The 18,358-nt window shown below is 66.4% G+C and carries 14 protein-coding genes; 3 read left to right on the forward strand and 11 right to left on the reverse strand.

The genetic code is table 11. The annotated features are described in order from the left end of the window. Positions 1–371 precede the first annotated feature (371 nt). The gene (locus ASE02_RS20285) at positions 372–2,369 is read left to right on the forward strand and encodes a PQQ-binding-like beta-propeller repeat protein (protein WP_056736842.1); all 1,998 of its coding nucleotides are present in this window, start codon (positions 372–374) and stop codon (positions 2,367–2,369) included. A 39-nt stretch (positions 2,370–2,408) separates the two neighbouring features. On the opposite strand, the gene ASE02_RS20290 is transcribed toward ASE02_RS20285, so the two are convergent. From ASE02_RS20290 to ASE02_RS20330, 9 genes are all read right to left on the reverse strand, one after another. Next, positions 2,409–3,986 carry an alkaline phosphatase gene (locus ASE02_RS20290; RefSeq protein ID WP_056736844.1) on the reverse strand — a complete coding sequence of 526 codons (1,578 nt, stop codon included), beginning with the start codon at positions 3,984–3,986 and terminating at the stop codon, positions 2,409–2,411. A gap of 70 nt (positions 3,987–4,056) precedes the next feature. After that, positions 4,057–6,906 carry a TonB-dependent receptor gene (locus tag ASE02_RS20295; RefSeq protein ID WP_056736846.1) on the reverse strand — a complete coding sequence of 950 codons (2,850 nt, stop codon included), beginning with the start codon at positions 6,904–6,906 and terminating at the stop codon, positions 4,057–4,059. Positions 6,907–7,045: 139 nt separating this feature from the next. After that, the gene (locus ASE02_RS20300) at positions 7,046–7,996 is read right to left on the reverse strand and encodes a FecR domain-containing protein (protein ID WP_056736848.1); all 951 of its coding nucleotides are present in this window, start codon (positions 7,994–7,996) and stop codon (positions 7,046–7,048) included. After that, positions 7,983–8,567: an RNA polymerase sigma factor gene (locus ASE02_RS20305; protein WP_056736850.1), complete on the reverse strand. Its 585-nt coding sequence runs from the start codon at positions 8,565–8,567 to the stop codon at positions 7,983–7,985. The genes ASE02_RS20300 and ASE02_RS20305 overlap by 14 nt, the downstream gene beginning before the upstream one ends. 148 nt (positions 8,568–8,715) lie before the next feature. Next, entirely contained in the window at positions 8,716–10,287 is a 1,572-nt protein-coding gene (gene guaA, locus ASE02_RS20310; RefSeq protein WP_056736852.1) for a glutamine-hydrolyzing GMP synthase, read from the reverse strand. Then, complete coding sequence (locus ASE02_RS20315; protein WP_056736853.1) at positions 10,284–11,573, reverse strand: RsmB/NOP family class I SAM-dependent RNA methyltransferase; 1,290 nt, start codon at positions 11,571–11,573, stop codon at positions 10,284–10,286. Before ASE02_RS20315 ends, guaA begins: the two co-directional genes overlap by 4 nt. Positions 11,574–11,588: 15 nt before the next feature. Then, positions 11,589–11,984 (reverse strand): MAPEG family protein, encoded by a 396-nt coding sequence (locus tag ASE02_RS20320; RefSeq protein ID WP_056736856.1) that lies wholly within the window; start codon positions 11,982–11,984, stop codon positions 11,589–11,591. Then, on the reverse strand, positions 11,984–13,444 hold the full coding sequence (gene guaB, locus ASE02_RS20325; RefSeq protein ID WP_056736858.1) for an IMP dehydrogenase: 1,461 nt from the start codon (positions 13,442–13,444) through the stop codon (positions 11,984–11,986). Before guaB ends, ASE02_RS20320 begins: the two co-directional genes overlap by 1 nt. A 71-nt stretch (positions 13,445–13,515) precedes the next feature. Beyond that, positions 13,516–14,349, reverse strand: a complete 834-nt coding sequence (locus ASE02_RS20330; protein ID WP_156406161.1) for a hypothetical protein — start codon at positions 14,347–14,349, stop codon at positions 13,516–13,518. A gap of 409 nt (positions 14,350–14,758) precedes the next feature. Between ASE02_RS20330 and ASE02_RS20340 the strand changes: the two genes are divergently transcribed. Next, on the forward strand, positions 14,759–15,685 hold the full coding sequence (locus ASE02_RS20340; RefSeq protein ID WP_056736863.1) for a LysR substrate-binding domain-containing protein: 927 nt from the start codon (positions 14,759–14,761) through the stop codon (positions 15,683–15,685). Between the two features lie 104 nt (positions 15,686–15,789). On the opposite strand, the gene ASE02_RS20345 is transcribed toward ASE02_RS20340, so the two are convergent. Together ASE02_RS20345 and ASE02_RS20350 are read right to left on the reverse strand one after the other, a co-directional pair. Next, a complete protein-coding gene (locus ASE02_RS20345; RefSeq protein ID WP_369818596.1) occupies positions 15,790–16,470 on the reverse strand; it encodes an RlmE family RNA methyltransferase in 681 nt (226 codons plus the stop codon). A 20-nt stretch (positions 16,471–16,490) separates the two neighbouring features. Next, positions 16,491–17,615 (reverse strand): Ppx/GppA phosphatase family protein, encoded by a 1,125-nt coding sequence (locus ASE02_RS20350; RefSeq protein WP_056736867.1) that lies wholly within the window; start codon positions 17,613–17,615, stop codon positions 16,491–16,493. 244 nt (positions 17,616–17,859) lie between these two features. Here ASE02_RS20350 and hspQ point away from each other — a divergent pair, with 244 nt between their 5' ends. After that, positions 17,860–18,246 (forward strand): heat shock protein HspQ, encoded by a 387-nt coding sequence (gene hspQ, locus ASE02_RS20355; RefSeq protein ID WP_082602239.1) that lies wholly within the window; start codon positions 17,860–17,862, stop codon positions 18,244–18,246. The last annotated feature ends 112 nt before the right edge of the window (positions 18,247–18,358 follow it).

Raw genomic sequence — 18,358 nt, forward strand, 5'->3', positions numbered from 1 at the left:
CCGTTTGATGCCGTCCATGGTTTTCCCCTCGCCCCGACGAAACTAAACATATGTGATCACAGGCAACAAGCGCCCGATCGCGGCCTTATCGAGCATTTCGTCATGGGCGCGTCTCGCGCGCGCCAACTCCCGGCGTCGCAGTTACAACATTACACTCGAGATAGCGGGGGTCAGTGCGCGGCCAGAGGACAGAAGCCCCTACACGACCCCCGATCAAACCTATCTGCGACGCAAAGAGCTTTGCGTCTTGACGTTGCAAATACTGTGATCACATTCTGCGAGCGGGCGCGACGAGGGGGTCGGTCGCGCTCCCACAACACATGCCCCCGCCGACCGGACGCGCCGGTCACCGCGTCAAAGGAAATCCAGGAATGCCGAGCCATTTTCTCAAGGGTATGACCGCCCTAGCCATGGTGCTTGCCGCGTCGACCAGCGCCCATGCGGCCCGCCCGCTCACAGCCGGCAAGGCTTGGCCCTACTTCGGCGGGTCCCACAAGTTCGAGCGGTATTCGCCGCTGTCGCAGATCAACGCCAAGACGATCGGCCAGGTGACGACGCTCTGGACGCGCCCCTCCGTCGACAAATCCCTGCGCGACCAGTTTCCCGACCTGGCCCCGTCGAGCTACCTGCGCGGTACGCCGATCATGATCGACGGGGTGCTTTACTCGCCCAACGGGGTGGGCCTCGTCGAAGCCTTTGACGCCGAGACCGGCGCCACCATCTGGGTGCAGAAGCCATTCGCCCCGACGCTGAAGGAAGCCGCCGGCCAAAGCACCCGCGGCGTCGACGTCTGGGGCCGCGGAAAGGATATGCGGATCATCTCTATCCGCGGCGAATACCTCTACGCCCTGGACGCCAAGACTGGGGAACTGATCAAGAGCTTCGGTGACGGCGGGCGGGTTTCGTTGAACCGCGACACGCCCGATCACGCGGCCTTCTTCGACTTCAACGGCCCGATCATCGTGGGCGATGTCGTGGTGATCGGCGGCAACGGCGGCGGCAAGGCGGGCGGCGGCTACGCCGACGGCGGCAACACCAAGGAAGCTAAGCCCGAAGACATTCGAGGATATGACGTTCGCACCGGCAAGCTGGTCTGGACCTTCCAGCTCTTGCCGCCGGCGGGCGAGCCCGGCCACGATACCTGGGGCGAAGCCGCCGCCTATGCCGGCAACATGGCCGCCTGGGCGCCGCTCTCCGCCGATCCGGCCACCGGCTATGTGTATGTGCCGACCACGTCGCCGACCAATCCGTACTATGGCGGCCATCGCCCCGGCGACAACCTCTACGCCAACAGCCTGCTGGTTCTCGACGCCAAGACCGGCAAGCGGGTGTGGCACTTCCAGATGGTCCATCACGACGTCTGGGACTACGACAGCGCATCGCCGCCGACCCTGGCCGACCTGCGGATCAACGGCCGCGTGGTCAAGGCGGTGATCGCCACCAACAAGACCGGGCTGATCTACGTCTTCGACCGCATCACCGGAAAGCCGGTCTGGCCGATCGACGAGAAGCCGGCGCCGCAATCGGAGATTCCGGGTGAGCATCTTTCGCCCACCCAGCCCATTCCCAGCAAGCCGCCGCCCTATGACCGGGTGGGCCTGACCGATGACGATCTCATAGACTTCACCCCCGCGTTAAGGACGGCAGCCCTGGCGGTCAGAGATCAGTACGTCCATGGCGGGATGTTCACCCCGCCCTCGTCGAAGAGCGCCGGGCCGGACGGGAAGAAGGGTTCGCTTCTGCTGCCGGGCGACTGGGGTTCAGGCAACTGGAACACCGGCGCCTTCGACCCCGAGACGGGCCGCTATTACGCCGTGTCGATGACCATGCCGGCGGCGATCGAGGTCAGTAAATCGAACAAGCCCGAGGACACCATCGCCTACCGGGAAGGCGTCGATGACGGCACGCGGCCCGCCGTACGCCCCCCGCGCAATCCGTGGGGCTATGGCCCCGATGGCCTGCCGCTGGTCAAACCACCCTATGGCCGGATCACCGCCTACGACATGAACCGCGGTGAACTTCTCTGGGTGGCGGCCAACGGCGACGGACCGCGCGACCATCCGTTGCTGAAGTCCCTGAACCTCCCGCCGCTTGGCAATTTGGGCCGTCCAGTCGCCCTGGTGACCAAGTCCTTGCTGTTCGTCGGCGACAGCAGCGACACTGTGCTGGGCGGCTTTGGCATCAGCGGTGCGGGCAAGTTCCGGGCCTTCGACAAGGCCACGGGAAAGCTGCTCTGGGAGACCGAAATCCCCGCCGGAACGTCTGGCGGCCCGATCACCTACGAGGTGAAGGGCAAGCAGTTCATCGTCGTCCCGGTTGGGAGCAAGGCCTACGGCGCGAGCTGGGTTGCGATGGGGATCCAAAAGTAGCTGACGCGGCCAAGCTGGCCTTCCGCCTCGGATCTAGACCTAGCCCCGGTGGAGCCCCGGCTTGTTTTGCTCCACCGCGAACCGGGCGACCCGGGAGACCTTGCCGCCCGGCGAGGTCACCCGGTCGACCACGCACACGTCGGTTCGCCACTGGTCGCGACCGATATCGAACAGCTGATAGCCGCGCCGTCCGTCGATGAGTCCGCAATGGGGGTTGGAGGCGGGCACGCCCTTCCAATCGGCCTCCAGGGCCACGCCATCGCCTCCGGAGCTGATCGAGGAGCAAACGAACTCGGTGGCGGCGGCCGGGCCGTCCAGCGCCTCCGCGCGCGTCGGCACGACCCCGGCGTGGTGCTTGTGAACATCGCCCGTGGCGATCACGACATTGCCGAGCTTTCGCTCACCGATCATCGCCACCAGCTTCTCGCGGCTTGCGAGGTAGCCGCTCCAGCTATCGGTGTTGGTGCGGCCCAGCCCGCGGCTCTCGGGATAGAGGAAGGGCATCACCATCACCTGCTGGGCCAGCAGGTTCCAGCGCATGCCGTTCACCAAGCCGTCGCCGAGCCAGGCCTCCTGCCCCGAACCAAGGATGGTGGGGCAGGAGACGTCATCCATGGGCAGGCAGCGATCGACGTTCTTGCCGTTGCAGATCGGGCCGCTGCGATATTGCCGGGTGTCGAGCACATGCACCCGCAGGAGGTCGCCATAGTCGATGCGGCGGTGCATGCGCACGCCCGCAGGCGTGGGGAACTGGGCGCGGCGCACCGGCATGTTTTCGTACCAGGCCTGCATGGCGGCGGCCCGGCGCAGCTGAAAGACCGCGCTCGGCGTCCCGTCCTGGTCGTGCTCGCCAGCCCAGTTGTTGTCGACCTCGTGGTCGTCATAGGAGGACAGGAACGCGGCCGCGGCGTGCGCGGCCTGTAGGTCGGGATCGGTCTTGTACTGGGCGTAGCGACGGCGATAGTCGTCCAGCGTGTAGATTTCATCGCCCTGATGGGTGCGCAGGCAGGTCCGCGACTTGTCGGGACCGGTTCCCGACACCGGGCACCCCTTCCCTGCCGGCCCTTCGTAGATGTAGTCGCCATAGTGGAAGATGGCGTCCAGATCAGGCTCCTGGCTGAGGTGTCGATAGGCGGTGTAGAGGCCGGCCTCGTAGTGCTGACAGCCCGCCACGCCGATACGGAGACGATCGGCCCGCGCCCCCGCCGCAGGGGCTGAACGCACAGTCCCGATCATGCTGGTCTCACCGGCGGCGGAGAATCGGTACCAGTAACGGCCGGCCGGCTTCAGCCCGCCCACCTCGACGTGAACCGAGTGGCCGAGTTCGGGCCGCGCCAGTTCGCGGCCGGAGGCGACGATACGGACGAAACGCTCGTCCTCGGCCACCTCCCACCCCACCAGCACCGTGTGCATCGGCATGCCGCCCCCATGCTCGAGCGGCCGGGTGGCGAGCCGCGTCCAGATCACAAAGCCGTCCGGCGCGGGGTCGCCGGAGGCCACGCCCAGGGTGAAGGGATAGCCCCCCAGACTCTGAGCGAGGACGGGTGTCCCGCCAAGACCGGAGAACACGGCCAGCCCACCGGCGGCCTTGATGAGGGTGCGACGTTCGATCGTCATTGGGAGCGTCCTGGCTGAGCAGCGCGCACGGAGGATCCTCCGGCGTCGGAAGGGGCGTCGAAGACGGGGATCAGGGCCGGTAGATGATGTTGATGAAGAAGGAGCGCCCCTTCTTCATTTCCGCTCGGCGGAACATCAGGTCCTCGCCATAGCCGAGATAGAGGTTCTCATTGAGGATGTTCTTGGCCTGGAGCTTGACGATCCAATCGCCGCCGACCCGGTAGCGAAGCGTCGCGTCCATCTGGCCGCGCCCCTCCGGGCCGCGATGCAGCCAGGGGCTGGCGCCGATCCCGTCGTAGTAGCCTGCCCCCCAATTGTAGCCGAGCCGAGCCTCGCCATCGCCGGGCAGCTTGTAGAAGACCGCCGCGTTGGCCATCCAGTTGCGCTGATACAGCAGCCGGTCGACGTGCAGCGTCTTGCCGTCGACGAGGTAGTCCATCTCGCCCCAGGTCCGGGTTGCATTCAGCGAGACGCCGACCTTGTCCTTCAGCAGCCCCGGCAGGCCCGGAATGGCGTTGTTGATGTACTGGACCTCGATCCCGCGCATCTTGGACTCGTTGGCGTTCATCGGCGTGCTGATCGTGTAGAGGATCCCGTCGATCAGTTGCTCTTCCTTGAGCTCGTAGATGTCGTCCTTGATCGCCTTAGAGAACAGCCCGACGCTGGCCAGCCCCTTGGATCCATTGAAGTAATATTCGAGCGTGACGTCGTAGTTATCGGACCGTCGCGGTTTCAGATCGGGGTTGCCGCGCGTGATCGTGAAGCTCGCGTCGTTGCGCGTCTCGGCCTGGGCGATGTCCTCAGGCGCGGGGCGGCCGAGGGTGCGGCTGTATCCGGCCTTCAGCCGCAGATTGTCGCTGAAGTCATGGGCGATGTTGAACGACGGCAGCAGGTGCTTGTAGTCGCCGTCATAGCGCGTACGCGCGGCCTGATAGATCCCGCCCACCGACATCGGCACGTCGGCGGAGTAGTCGGCGACATCGAGGCGAAGGCCGCCGATGAACCGCGTGCGCTCCATGGCGTAGAGGCCCGAGACATAGGCGTATGAGATCGTCTCGCCGTAGCGATAATCGGCCGCCTGCGAGGCGCTGGCCGAAGCGGCTTGAGTGACAGGCAGGCCGGGCAGCACGTCCTGGCGGAACCGCTCATAGTCGACCCAAAGCACCGGGTAGCCCCACATCCACGGGACGTAGCCGGGGTCGACATGTTCATAGCCCGTCAGCTTGGACTTGTTGGTCGTGTAGACGGTTTGCTCAAGATCACGATCGACCTCGAACTTCCGCGCGCCGACGCCGGCCTTGTAGCCAAAACCCAGGCTCGAAGAGTCGAAGTTCCTGGTGACGTCGAACCTGACCTCCGACGCTTCGCCCTTGGCCCTGGTGAGGGTGTCGGTGGCGGTCAGCAGGGAATAGTTTCCGGGGTCCAGCATGCCCTCGGCGCCAGCCAGGGAGAACGCCGCCGAGTCCCCGGACATGTCGTAGTTTATCGACAGGCCGGCGGGTTTGTACTGATAGGCGTTGGCGTATTCGAGGTCGTAGAAAGTGTTGGTGTTATAGCCGGCGCGGAACTCCAGATAGGTGACCTCGTCGAGGTCGTATCGGCTCCTGAAGATCGCGCCGCGGCTTTCGTTCTCGAACCGGTCATAGTTGAACCCAGTCCGCACATCGGGAACCTTCAGTGTTCCGGTGCGCTGGGTCTGGTTGGTGATCCCAGCGAAGGCCCGCAGCGTGAAGACGTTGTTGGTCTGATCCTCGGTCTGCTTGTAGTCGTACAGCATCAAGGAGCTGTACCATTGCGACGAGGGCCGGAACTCGAACATCGCCGAGCCGCCATAGGTCTTGATGTAGCTGGTGAACTCGTAGTCGACCATCGCCTGGGGGGCCGGATCATAGCCGTTCCAGTTGCTCTGATCGGGCGTCGTGATCGCGCCCGTCGCCGTGTAATAGGTCCGACCGTTCGGGTTGCGCTTCACATCGTCATAGGAACGCTGTTGGTAGGCGCCGCTGAGCACCAGGCCAAACTGCTCGTCGGCGCCGAAACGCCCGGTCCAAAGACTCTTCACCCCGCCGCTCCAAGGGGAGTCCTTGTAGCCGCCCAGGCTGTTGCCGCCCGGCACGTCGTTGTCGGTGACATAGTTGACGAAGGCGTCGATATAGAACTTGTCGCGGCCTGAGCCGAAGGCGCTGTAGGGCACGATATTGATGACGCCGCCGATCGCGCCGGATTCCTGGTCGGCGGTGAAGGTCTTGAAGACCTCGGTCGTCTGCGCGGCCTGGCTGGGGATCAGCGCCAGGTCGACGCGCCGCTGGCCCGCGCCGCCGTTGGCGACCGAGATCATGCCGATCCCATCCACCGAGACGTAGTTGAGGTCGGGCGTGATGCCGCGAACAGCGACGTACTGGCTCTCCTGTTCGCCATAGAGCACCTGCATGGTGCTGACGGCCGGAACACGGCTTAGCGCTTCAGCCAGGGACTGGTCGGCCAGATCGCCGGTGTCGTCCTGGGTCAGGCTGTCGACCACCGTCAAGGAACGACGCCGGCTGGCGATCGCCTGCAGGTTCTGCAGCGCGGTCCCCGTCACCACGAACGTCTCTACATCGACGGCTTCATCGGCTTGCGAGCTGGTCCCGGCGGCTTCCGAGGCGGGAAATCGGCTTGCGCCCGTCGCCCCGAGGGTCACCACGGTTCCGTCCTGCGAGGCGACCTGCAGGCCGCTCCCCTCCAGCAACATCCCCAGGGCCTTGTCCGCCTCAAGCGACCCCGTCACCGCGCCGGTGCGAACGCCCCGCGTCAGCGGTTCAGCAACGAGGATCTGCAGGCCGGCTTGCCGGGCGAATTGGGGAATGCTCATCGCGGCGGCCTGCGCCGGGACGTCGAAGCGCCTGGCCTCGGCGTGGGCCGCGAAAGGCAGAGCGAGCATCGAAGTCGCAGCCGAGGTTAGAAGCAGAATACTCTTGCGACCAAGGAACACCGAAAACCCTCCAAACACTGCGTTCCCATAGTAGATGCGCGGAGCTTGGCGTTTCCTTCGCCACATATCAAAGTTATCGAAATAATTATTATTGCGACTGTTCTATGACGATCTCTTTTTGATCTTCGACTACATCACCACCCGTCATGCGAGCAGCGGCGAGCGCAAACTGTTGCGGCTGATCAATCAGGAAATAGCCGACGATCGTGCGCTGGCCCGCAGCCGGATCGCGCAGCACGATCTTGCGCGCGTTGTAGCGGTTGAACTCCTCGATCGCCTTGGCGATCGTCTCGCCGCGCAGCACGATCTCGCCCCTGCGCCAGGCCAGGACATCTTCGGCCCGAGACGCCTGCACACGCGGCCTGCGGCCTGTGTCCGTGGCGATGAACGCCTCCTGGCCGGCCGAGATGGCGAGGGCGGCGCCGGACGCGCCGTCCCGCCACGCCACGACCTTGCCTTCCGTCACCACCACGCGGGCGCCCAGCGCCTCCCGGCGGACGGAAAACGCGGTTCCCGTGGCCCGTACATGCACCGGACCGGCGTCGACGATGAAGGGGCGCGTATGGTCCTTGGCCACCTGAAACCAGGCCTCGCCGCGCCGGAGCGTGATGGACCGCCGCTGGCCGGCGAAGCGGACCCCAACCTGGCTGTCGGTGTTGATCATCGCCACCGATCCATCCTGAAGCGCGACCCGTCGTTGCTCACCGATCTGAGTGCGCAAGTCACGGCCCGAGGATGGAAACACGGCCAGCGCGCACAGGCTGGCGGCGAGGACACCGAGCGTCCACGCGGCCCTGCGCCTCGCGGGCGCAAACGCCGAACCGGCCAGGCCCCGCGCGCCGTGCGGGAGGGGCAGAACCTTGCTCACCATCCGGCCATGATCTAGCAGCGCAAGCCCAGCCTGGGCGCGCAGGAAGGCGCCGCGACGACGTCGATCCGCGGCCAGCCAGGCGTCGAGCTCAAGGCGTCCAGCGCCGCCCAGCTCGCCGGCGTCGACACGAACCGCCCAGGCGGCGGCTTCGGCGTCAATGTCGGGCATGGGCGGAGGCGCGCTCTGGAGGGCGGGCGATTTCTTGTGCGGACTTGGCCTCGAGATCGGCCTCAAGAACCTTGAGGATGATCCGCAGGCCCCGGATCGAGTGGTTCTCCACGACCGACTCGGTGACGCACAGCCGCCGAGCCGTCTCCTTCTGCGACAAGCCGTGAATACGGCGCAGCTCGATCACCTGCCGGCAGACCGGCGGCAACATGGCGATCAGGCCCAGAACCCGTTCCAGTTCGCGCCGCGCGCCGGTCACCTGCTCGGGCGAAGGATCCTCGTCAACGACGCGCAGGGCGTCGAAATCAGCCACGGCCTCGATCCTCACCACCCTCTCTCGGCGCAGGCGCTGCAGCAGGATGGAGCGGGCGGCCGTGAGGAAGTAGGCGCGGCCGTTACGGATGTGGTCCACGGCGGCCAGCTCGGCGATCTGGCAGTAGGCCTCCTGGATCACGTCGTCGACGTCGCTCGAGCGCCGCATGGCCCGGGTCAGCCAGCTACGGACATAGGCCTCGTGCGGGAGAATATGGAGCGCGACCCACTCGATGATCGCATCACGGCCTTCGTCCACGTCTGCTCTACCGCCCCCGAGATCCAGGGGCTGCAAAAGCACGGTTTCGTCACAGGCTCATGACGACCCGCTGGCCACACGCCTTTTGATCAGCGACTGGCCAACTGGGCAGAAGAAGGGTCCGCGATAGTCCGCGAACCCTTCGGGATCATTCCCACTCGATGGTGCCGGGGGGCTTGGACGTCACGTCGTAGACGACGCGGTTCACGCCGCGGACCTCGTTGATGATCCGGGTGGCGCAGCGGCCCAGGACCTCCCAGGGGAACTCGAAAAAGTCGGCGGTCATGCCGTCGGTGGAGGTCACCGCGCGCAGGGCCAGCACGTCTTCGTAGGTACGGGCGTCGCCCATCACGCCCACGGTCTTCACCGGCAGCAGCACGGCGAAGGCCTGCCAGATCGAGTCGTAGAGGCCAGCCTTACGGATCTCGTCCAGATAGATGGCGTCGGCCTGTTGCAGGACGGCGACCTTCTCGCGGGTGATCTCGCCGGGGATGCGGATGGCCAGGCCCGGACCCGGGAACGGGTGGCGGCCGACGAAGGCCGGCGGCAGGCCAAGCTCGACGCCGAGCACACGCACTTCGTCCTTGAACAGCTCGCGCAGCGGCTCGACCAGCTTGAGCTTCATGTAGTCCGGCAGACCGCCGACATTGTGGTGACTCTTGATCACCGCCGAGGGACCGCCGCGCGCCGAGACGCTCTCGATCACGTCGGGATAGAGCGTGCCCTGGGCCAGGAAGTTGGCCCCGTCGATCTTGGCCGCTTCCCTGTCGAAGACGTCGATGAACAGGCGCCCGATGGTCTTGCGCTTGGTCTCCGGGTCCGAGACGCCGGCCAGTTCGCCGAGGAACAGGTCGGCGGCGTCCACGTGGACCAGCGGGATGTTGTAGTGGTCGCGGAACATGGTGACGACCTGGGTCGCCTCGTCCTTGCGCAACAGACCGGTGTCGACGAACACGCAGGTCAGCTGGTCGCCGATCGCCTCATGGATCAGCACGGCGGCCACGGAGCTATCGACCCCGCCGGACAGGCCGCAGATCACCTTGCCCTCGCCCACCTGGTCGCGGATCTTCTGGACCATCTCGCCGCGGAAGGCGGCCATGGTCCAGTCGCCCTTAAGGCCGGCGATCTTGTGGGTGAAGTTGCGCAGCATCAGCGCGCCGCGCGGGGTGTGGGCCACTTCGGGGTGGAACTGGATGCCGTAGAAGCGACGGCCCTCGTCGGCGATCACGGCGAAGGGCGAGCCCTCCGACGAGGCGACAACGTGGAAGCCCTGCGGAATGGCGGTGATCTTGTCACCATGGCTCATCCACACGGTTTCCTTGGCGCCGACCGCGCCCAGACCGTCCAGCAGCGGGCTTTCGCGCTCGATCAGGATCTCGGCCCGGCCGAACTCACGGGTGTGGCCGCCTTCGACCGCCCCGCCCAGTTCGGCGCACATGGTCATCTCGCCGTAGCAGATGCCCAGCACCGGAACGCCCAGCTCGAAGACCTTCTTGGTGACGGCCGGGCTCTCGTCCTCATGGACGCTGGCGGGACCGCCGGACAGGATCACCGCCTTGGGCCCGAAGGCATCCAGCATCGCCTCGACCTTGTCGAAGGGATGGACCTCGCAATAGACGCCGCTCTCGCGCAGGCGGCGGGCGATCAGCTGGGTGACCTGGCTGCCGAAGTCGACGATGAGGACGCGTTCGTGGGCCTGTTGGGGGGCTTGTTCAGTCATTGCGGGGTCCATTTGGCGCGCTCAAGCACGGCGACGAAGAAGCCGTCGGTGGCCGAGCTGCGGGGCGAAAGGCGAAGATATCCCTCCGCCGTCAGGTGGCGAAGAAGGTCGGGATTGTTGGTGGCGGGCGTCACGCGGAAGTCCATCCAGCGCTCAAGGAAGGCCGCGACGCGGTCCTCGTCCTCCTCAGGCAGCACCGAGCAGGTGACGTAGACGATCCGGCCGCCCGGCTTCACATATTGGGTTCCGAGGTCGAGCACCGCGTCCTGGTCAGCCATGCGTTGGGTCAGGAGGGCCGGCTTCAGGCGCCACTTGGTGTCGGGGTGGCGACGCCAGGCCCCGGTTCCCGAGCAGGGCGCGTCGATGAAGACGACGTCGATCTTGTTCTCCAAATCCTTCAACGGATTGGGATAGATCGGCGAACGGACCTGGAGGTTGCGTACGCCTGCCCGCTCGGAACGGCGAACGGTGTCGGCCAGGCGACGGGCCTCGCTGTCATAGGCGTAGATCTGGCCCTTGTTGGCCATGGCGGCGGCGAGCGCGAGCGTCTTGCCCCCGCCCCCGGCGCAGAGGTCGAGCACTTGCGCGCCCCTGATCTCGCCGGCCGCTTCCGCAGCGATCTGCGAGGCCAGGTCCTGCACCTCGAACCAGCCCTTGGAGAAGGCCGGGACGGTTTCAAGAGACGCGCCGCGCTGGCTGGGATCGGGCGCGGCCATCCGCAGGGCGTTGGGCAGGACGCCGGTCGGCTCGGCGTTGAGCGGGCCTAGCGCCTTCAGCGCCTGCCCGACATCGGTCTTCAGGGTGTTGACCCGCAGATCGACCGGCGCGCGCTCGGACAGCATCGCGCCTTCCAGCGGCGCATCGTCGCCGAAAGCGCGAACCAGCGAAGGCTCCAGCCAATCGGGATAGTCGCCGCGCACAGCGGCCGGCGCGTCGGCCAGGTCACGCGGCTGCGCCAGCGCAGCGCGTTCGGCGTCGGTCAGGGCGCCTGGACCATGCGGCTCGTCGCCGGCGGCCTCGGCCACCCCCTCCACCGACCAGTCCCAGAACACATGCAGGGCGCAGAGCGTGGCGGCGCGCGCGCTGTCATCGCCCATCCGCCAGCCGAGCGAACGGCGACGGCGCAGGACGTCGAGCACCAGGCCCGAAACCCAGGCGCGGTCCTTGGACCCAGCAAACCTAGATGCATCACCCCACGCCTTGAGCGCCAGCTTCACAGGCCGGTGGCGCGTCTCGACGTCGGTGAGGATCTCGATGGCTGCGGAGAGGCGTCCGCCGTCACGCAAGGGCTCTACTCACATTCAAAGGAAAATGGCGGCGGTCACCGCCAGGAGGCCACCGAAGCCCGCGAACCAGATCAGGCTGCGGAGGTAGGGGACGTTGATCACATAGGCGATGGGATGGAGCGCGCGCGAGGCGACATAAAGCGCCGAGCCCCACAGCGTCAGCGGACCGAGCTTGGCGGCGAGATAGGCCGCGACCACGGCCGCAGCGAACAGCGGAAAGGTCTCCATGAAGTTCGCGAAGGACCGGTTCAGCCTTGCGGCGCCGCCGGTCACAGGTCGCGCATCATCCCTCGGGCCGGCGGCCCATTGCAGACTCTGCTGGCGCCGAGAGGCGGCCGCCGCCCAGAGCAGTTGGACGACGCCGATGATCACGGCGGCGGCCAGCAGCTTCAGTTCGACGGCCGTGGTCATCAGACCGGGCTCGTATAGTTCGGCGCTTCGCGGGTCATCATCACGTCATGGACGTGGCTCTCGCGGAGCCCCGCGCCGGTGATGCGGATGAACCGCGCCTTGCTGCGGAAGGTCGCCAGATCGCCCGCGCCCACATAGCCCATAGCCGCCCGCAGGCCGCCGACCATCTGGTGCAGGATCGGGGTGATCGGACCCTTGTAGGCGACTTGGCCCTCGATGCCCTCGGGGACCAGCTTCAGCGCCGAGACCTCCTTCTGGAAGTAGCGGTCGGCCGAACCGTTGGCCATCGCGCCCAGCGAACCCATGCCGCGATAAGCCTTGTAGGACCGACCTTGGTACAGGAACACCTCGCCCGGGGCTTCGTCGGTGCCGGCGAAGGCCGACCCCATCATCGCCACCTGGGCGCCCATGGCGAGCGCCTTGGCCAGGTCGCCGGAATACTTGATCCCGCCGTCGGCGATGACCGGAACGTCAGTGCCGGCCGCGGCGCGAACCGCGTCGGCGATAGCGGTCAGTTGGGGCACGCCCACGCCCGCCACGATGCGGGTGGTGCAAATCGAGCCAGGACCGATCCCGACCTTCACGGCGTCAGCGCCGGCGTCGATCAGCGCGCGTGCGCCGTCATAGGTGGCGACGTTGCCGGCGACGATCTGCACGCGGTTGGTTTCGCGCTTCAGACGTTCGACCGCGCGGGAGACGTCGGCGTTGTGGCCGTGGGCGGTGTCGATCACCACCACGTCCACGCCGGCGTCGACCAGGGCCATAGAGCGCTCGTAGCCGTTGTCGCCAACGGTCGAGGCCGCGCCGACCAACAGACGCCCCTGGGCGTCCTTGGCGGCGCTCGGATAGGCCTGGGCCTTCTCCATGTCCTTGACGGTGATCAGGCCGACAGCGTGATAGTCGTCATCGACGACGATGATGCGTTCGATCTTGTGCTTGCGCAGCAGATCGCGGGCCTCGGCCTGGGTGCAGCCTTCGCGGACAACGATGAGGTTGTCCTTGGTCATCAGCTCCTTGGCCGGAATGTCGTCGCGGCCTTCGAAGCGCATGTCGCGGTTGGTCAGGATGCCGACCAGTTTGCCCGAGCCGCGTTCGACCACCGGGAAGCCGGAGATCTTGCGGCGCGCCTTGATCTCCCGGACCTCGCGCAGCGGGGTGTCGGGATGGATGGTCAGCGGATTGATGACCATGCCGCTCTCGTACCGCTTCACTTCGCGGACTTGATCGGCCTGCTCCTCGACGGTGAGGTTCCGGTGCAGCACGCCCAGACCGCCGGCCTGAGCCATGGCGATGGCCAGACGGCTCTCGGTGACCGTGTCCATAGCGGAGGACACGAGGGGGATATTGAGACTAATTTCGCGGGTGAACTTGGTGGTCGTGTCCACCTGGGTTGGCATCACATCCGATGCGCCCGGTTCCAGCAAAACGTCGTCGAAGGTGAGACCTTCGCGAATGTCCATGTAAGGCTCCATTTTGCGAGCCGCGTATAAGCCCTCTGGGGCGCCTCGGGCAAGGGCAGGTTCCAGCGTAATCATGCCGCAGCTTCCTCTTTTTGGGGTTGGAGACGTCTTTCGAGGCCGAAAGTCATGGAAAACATGACCAGGCAGAGGCCCGCCGACAGCGCCAGCGCCATGCGCGGCGACTCGGCCAAGGCGAATCCGTAGAGCGCCGGCCCGCCGATCTGGACCAGCTGGGCCGGGCGCGAGAGCAGCGCCGAGCGGTAGGCGTAGTTGGCCGGGCCGTAGAGGTGGAGCGGCAGCACGCCCTTGGCGACCGTGGTCATGCCGCTGCCCGCGCCATGGCCCAGCGCCATCAGCGAGGCCCCCTTCGCTCCAAGCGTCAGCAGGCAGGCCGCGCCCAGCGGATGCATCAGGGTGGCGACCCGCGTCGCGATCAACGGGGAGAACCGCCGCATAACGGTGAACTCGGCGAAGCGGACGCTTACCGCGGCGACGCCGACCAGGGCGGCTGTCGTCGCGGCCCTGGCCGGGGTCAGGCCGAATGCGGCCAGCAGGCGCGGCAGATGGCTGCTCATCGCCGTGGAGATGAACCAGGCGCAGGAGAACAGCACCGCAAGCTGGACCATGCGGCGATCCCAGATCACCGGTTCGGCGGCCCGCCCCTTGGCGTGATGCTGCTGGCCGACGACATGCGGCACGATCCAGGCGGCGAGCGGTAGACAAAGGCCGACATGCAGCGCCGCCCACGCGAAGCAGGCGCCCCGCCAGCCGAAGCGCTGCTCGAGATAGGCCGTGAGCGGCCATCCCAAGGTCGAGCCCAGGCCGCCCAGCAGGGCGACGCCGGTGATCGGCCGCCGGGCCGTAGAGGCTGACCAGGATCGCGAAGGCCGTGCCGTACATGCCAATCGCCATGCCCAGCCCGATGACCAGGATGGCGCAGGTGAGCGTGGCGGCGTCGCCCGCCAGGCCCAGCAGGATCAGTCCGGCCGCGAAGATCAGGTTTGAGGCCAGCAGCACTTCCTTGCCACCGCGCGCCTCGATCCATCGCGCCGCACGAGTGGCGACCAACGGGGTCACCGCCAAGGCCACGGACATCAGGCTGAAGACGAAGGTCGGGCTGAGCGCCAGATCAGCGGCGATCGCGTCCCCAAGGACGCCCAGCAGATAGAAACTGGAGGCGAAGGCTATGGTCTGGCCGAACCCGAGCACCAGCGTGATCGCTGTCTGTGGTGCGCGTGGTTGGGTGAGCTTTCCCGCCATTCCGAGCTTGTGCGCCGTTTGCGGAATTGAGGAAACCGACATATTGGTTTGTTGATGTTCGAAAATCTCACATTAGGACCACTCCCCTCGCTGAACGCTCTGCGCGCGTTCGAGGCCATGGCGCGCACCGGCAAGGCCACCCTGGCCGCGCAGGAACTGAACGTGACGCACAGCGCGGTCAGTCGTCAGGTCAAGGCGCTGGAGGAGACCTTGGGGGTGCGGCTGTTCACCGGACCCAAGCACCGCTTAGAATTGACGCAGGCGGGGCGCGACCTGTTGCCGGCGCTGACCGGCGCCTTCGACCAAATCGCCACCGCGGTTCGTCAGACACGCGGCGGCGGCGAGGACCTGCACATCGCGGTCAACGCCAGCATCTCGGTAAAGTGGTTGATCCCGCGCTTGAGCGGCTTCGCCAGCGCCCACCCCGGCATCCGCCTGCATCTGGCGGAGCTTCCGTCGCACGCCATGTCCTATCGCGGGGCGCACGCCGTCGTCCGAATGGCGCCGACCAGCCGCCTGGCCGACCCCGACGCCACCAGCTTCATTCAGAGCCACCTTGGCCTGGTGATGTCGCCGGCCCTGGCTGAGCGGTTCGCCGACAATCCATTGGCCGCGCCCAGGCTGGCGGCGCAAACCCATCAGCAGGGCTGGGCGATCTGGGCGGCCCTGACCGGCACGGAGCTGCCGCCGTCACCGGAGCAGCCCTTCGCCCACCTACATTTCGCGATCGACGCGGCCATCGCCGGATTGGGCGTCGCCGTCATGCCCTGGCCGCTGGTGGCCGACTATGTGCGCAGCGGCCGGCTGGTCGCGCCGTTCGGCTTCCGCAAGGCCGAGAGCGCGTTTGCGCTGCTGGCGGCGCCAGGCGCGTCCAGCCGCGCCTTGGATCATTTCCGCAGGTGGTTGGTGGCGGAGGGCGCCAAGACGCCCCCTGCCCCCGCCTACCGCCCCCCACACAATCGTCATCCTCCGGTCGCCTGAAAGGCGATCCGGGGGACCCAAGCGGCCTCGACAGGTTCTGAAATGCAGCTTGGCCCCCCCGGATCAGCCTAGCGGCTGCCCGGAGGATGACGAAGCAGGTGGAACTACCGCCCCTTGAAGCCGGTCGCCACGAGGTAGACCTCGGAGCTATCAGCTCGGCTGGCCTTGGGCTTGATGTGGCGCACCTCGTCGAACCTGCGGTTCAACTCGCCGATGATCTCGTGGGTCTCACCGCCCTGGAACGCCTTCGACAGGAAGGCGCCGCCTGGCCGCAGCACGCTGACCGCGAAGTCGGCGGCGGTTTCGATCAGGGTCATGATCCGCAGGTGGTCGGTACGACGATGGCCGACGGTGTTCGGAGCCATGTCCGACAGCACCAGGTCCGGCGGCCCGCCGAGCAACTCGATCAGCAAGGGGCCGCATGCTGGATCGGTGAAGTCCATTTCCAGGATGTGGGCGGGCGGCAGCGGATCGACCGGCAGCAGGTCGACGCCGACGATGTTGGTCACCCCGCGTTCGATCGCCACCTGGGTCCAACCACCGGGGGCCAGGCCAAGGTCGATGACCCGCACGCCGGGCCTGAGCAGCTTCAGCTTGTCGTCGAGCTCGGTCAGCTTGTAGGCGGCCCGACTGCGATATCCGTGGGCGCGAGCCTTAGCGGCGAAGGGGTCGTTGATCTGTCGCGACAGCCAGGCCTGGGACGACGGAGTCCGGTCCTTCGCGGTCTTGAGGCGCTTAGGCGTAACCCGGCCCTCTTCGGATCCGCCCGTGGGCGGCTTGACCATGCGTTTGCGGGGCGGCTCTGTCATTCAGGGGCGTTTACAGGGGAAGCGCCGCCCGATCTACGGCCGCGACGCCGACGTCGCCGCTTGCGCTTGGTTCCCACGCCCGACATCAGCGACATCAGGATGCCTTCGCGCAGGCCACGGTCGGCGACCCGCACGCGCGAACAGGGCCAAAGCTCCTGCACCGCCTGAAGAATGGCGGCCCCGGCCAGGACCAGGTCGGCGCGATCCGAACCGATGCAAGGCTGGTCCGCGCGCTGCTGCGGACTGAGATCGAGCAGCATGCGGGCGGCTGCGTCGCATTCCCCGCGGGTCATCCAGATGCCGTCCACCTGGCTGCGGTCATAGCGCTGCAGCCCAAGATGCATCCCAGCCAGGCTGGTGATCGCCCCAGAGGTTCCCACCAGGTGGGCGCGGTCGGCGTCGAAGATCGGCCGCAGCGGATCGGCGTGGCGGAACTCGCGGATTTGGTCCTTCACGGTCTCGACCATGGCCCGGAACCAGCCCTCGGTGGCCTCCGGCCCTTCCGGGAAGCGCTCGGCCAGGGTGACCACGCCGATCGGGATCGAAAGCCAGGCCTTGATCGGCAGCCGGCCCGCCGCGAACGTCGCCAACTCGGTTTCCAAGCCGCCGGCCGTCAGATCGACCCAGGACAGCTCCGTCGATCCGCCGCCGACATCGACCACCAGCGCCGCCTGCGCGCTGTGGTCCAGCAGGTTCAGGCAGCCCGCCACCGAAAGCTGGGCCTCTTCGCGCGGCGTGATGATCTGCAACTGAAGGCCGGTTTCGGAGGCCACGCGAGCCACGAATTCCGCCCCGTTCTCGGCCCCGCGGCACGCCTGGGTGGCGATGGCCTTGAGCTTCACCACCTTGCGGCGGCGAACTTTCTCGGCGCTGACCCTCAGGGCTGCGAGCGCACGATCCATCGCCGCTTCGGAGAGCCGCCCTGTCAGCGAGAGCCCCTCACCGAGTCGGACGATGCGCGAATACGCCTCAACAACCCGGAAACCGCGGCCCGACGGGGTGGCGATCAACAGGCGGCAATTGTTCGTACCGAGATCGAGTGCACCGTAACAAGGCGAGTCAGTTGAACCGGCGCCGCCACTCGTCCTGGCTCTGGAAGCCGTCTCTCGATCAAGCGTCATCGTCACCGGCGGGGTGGCCGAAACGCTTGTACATCAAGGATCTGGAGCACGTTCGGTGAGAACGCGCTCAACAGCGCCGCAGTCATTGACCGCCATCCGTCCCTAGTAGAGGCGCCGACACAGCACCTCGTTTCATAGGCGACTGTAGCAAGCTGGTTCGCCTCTCGGAAGGCACGCCCTTGCACATGACAAGATGAGCAGTACGTTCACCTTCCAGTCAGGCGCCAAGGTCTAGAGTCGTTTCATGGACGCTCGTATCGAAAAACGTGGAAGCGACACGGTCACACCGCCGGCGGTTCTTGCTGAGCCGCGTTTGGCGAAGTACGCCATCGGCCAAGTCGTGAGACACCGTCACTACCCGTTCCGGGGCGTGATCTTTGACGTCGATCCCACTTTCTCAAACACTGAGCAGTGGTGGTTGTCGATTCCGGAAGAGATCCGGCCGCGCAAGGACCAGCCCTACTATCACCTGCTGGCCGAGAACGACGAGAACGCCTACGTCGCCTATGTCTCCGAGCAGAACCTGGTGCCGGACGACAGCGGCGAGCCCGTCGGACATCCGCAAGCCTCGTTGATCTTCGAATCGTTCAACGAAGGCCACTACACGCTGCGCCCGCGGATCAGCCACTAGGGCGCGCGGCACAGGCGTTTCGCCTGCCCCGCCCTAGGCGCAATCTTTCACCGGCGAACTGCGTTTTCGGCACATAGTTCGAACGGAACTTTCGCGAATTCGCGCTCATTCT

It is taken from the genome of Phenylobacterium sp. Root700, from assembly GCF_001429025.1.
Lineage (GTDB): Bacteria > Pseudomonadota > Alphaproteobacteria > Caulobacterales > Caulobacteraceae > Phenylobacterium.

Coding starts and splice junctions, on each gene's coding strand:
- ASE02_RS20285 (WP_056736842.1), top strand. CDS start 372: ATGCCGAGCCATTTTCTCAAGGGTATGACCGCCCTAGCCATGGTGCTT.
- ASE02_RS20290 (WP_056736844.1), bottom strand. CDS start 3,986: ATGACGATCGAACGTCGCACCCTCATCAAGGCCGCCGGTGGGCTGGCC.
- ASE02_RS20295 (WP_056736846.1), bottom strand. CDS start 6,906: ATGCTCGCTCTGCCTTTCGCGGCCCACGCCGAGGCCAGGCGCTTCGAC.
- ASE02_RS20300 (WP_056736848.1), bottom strand. CDS start 7,996: ATGCCCGACATTGACGCCGAAGCCGCCGCCTGGGCGGTTCGTGTCGAC.
- guaA (WP_056736852.1), bottom strand. CDS start 10,287: ATGACTGAACAAGCCCCCCAACAGGCCCACGAACGCGTCCTCATCGTC.
- ASE02_RS20320 (WP_056736856.1), bottom strand. CDS start 11,984: ATGACCACGGCCGTCGAACTGAAGCTGCTGGCCGCCGCCGTGATCATC.
- guaB (WP_056736858.1), bottom strand. CDS start 13,444: ATGGACATTCGCGAAGGTCTCACCTTCGACGACGTTTTGCTGGAACCG.
- ASE02_RS20340 (WP_056736863.1), top strand. CDS start 14,759: ATGTTCGAAAATCTCACATTAGGACCACTCCCCTCGCTGAACGCTCTG.
- ASE02_RS20345 (WP_369818596.1), bottom strand. CDS start 16,470: ATGGTCAAGCCGCCCACGGGCGGATCCGAAGAGGGCCGGGTTACGCCT.
- ASE02_RS20350 (WP_056736867.1), bottom strand. CDS start 17,615: ATGACGCTTGATCGAGAGACGGCTTCCAGAGCCAGGACGAGTGGCGGC.
- hspQ (WP_082602239.1), top strand. CDS start 17,860: ATGGACGCTCGTATCGAAAAACGTGGAAGCGACACGGTCACACCGCCG.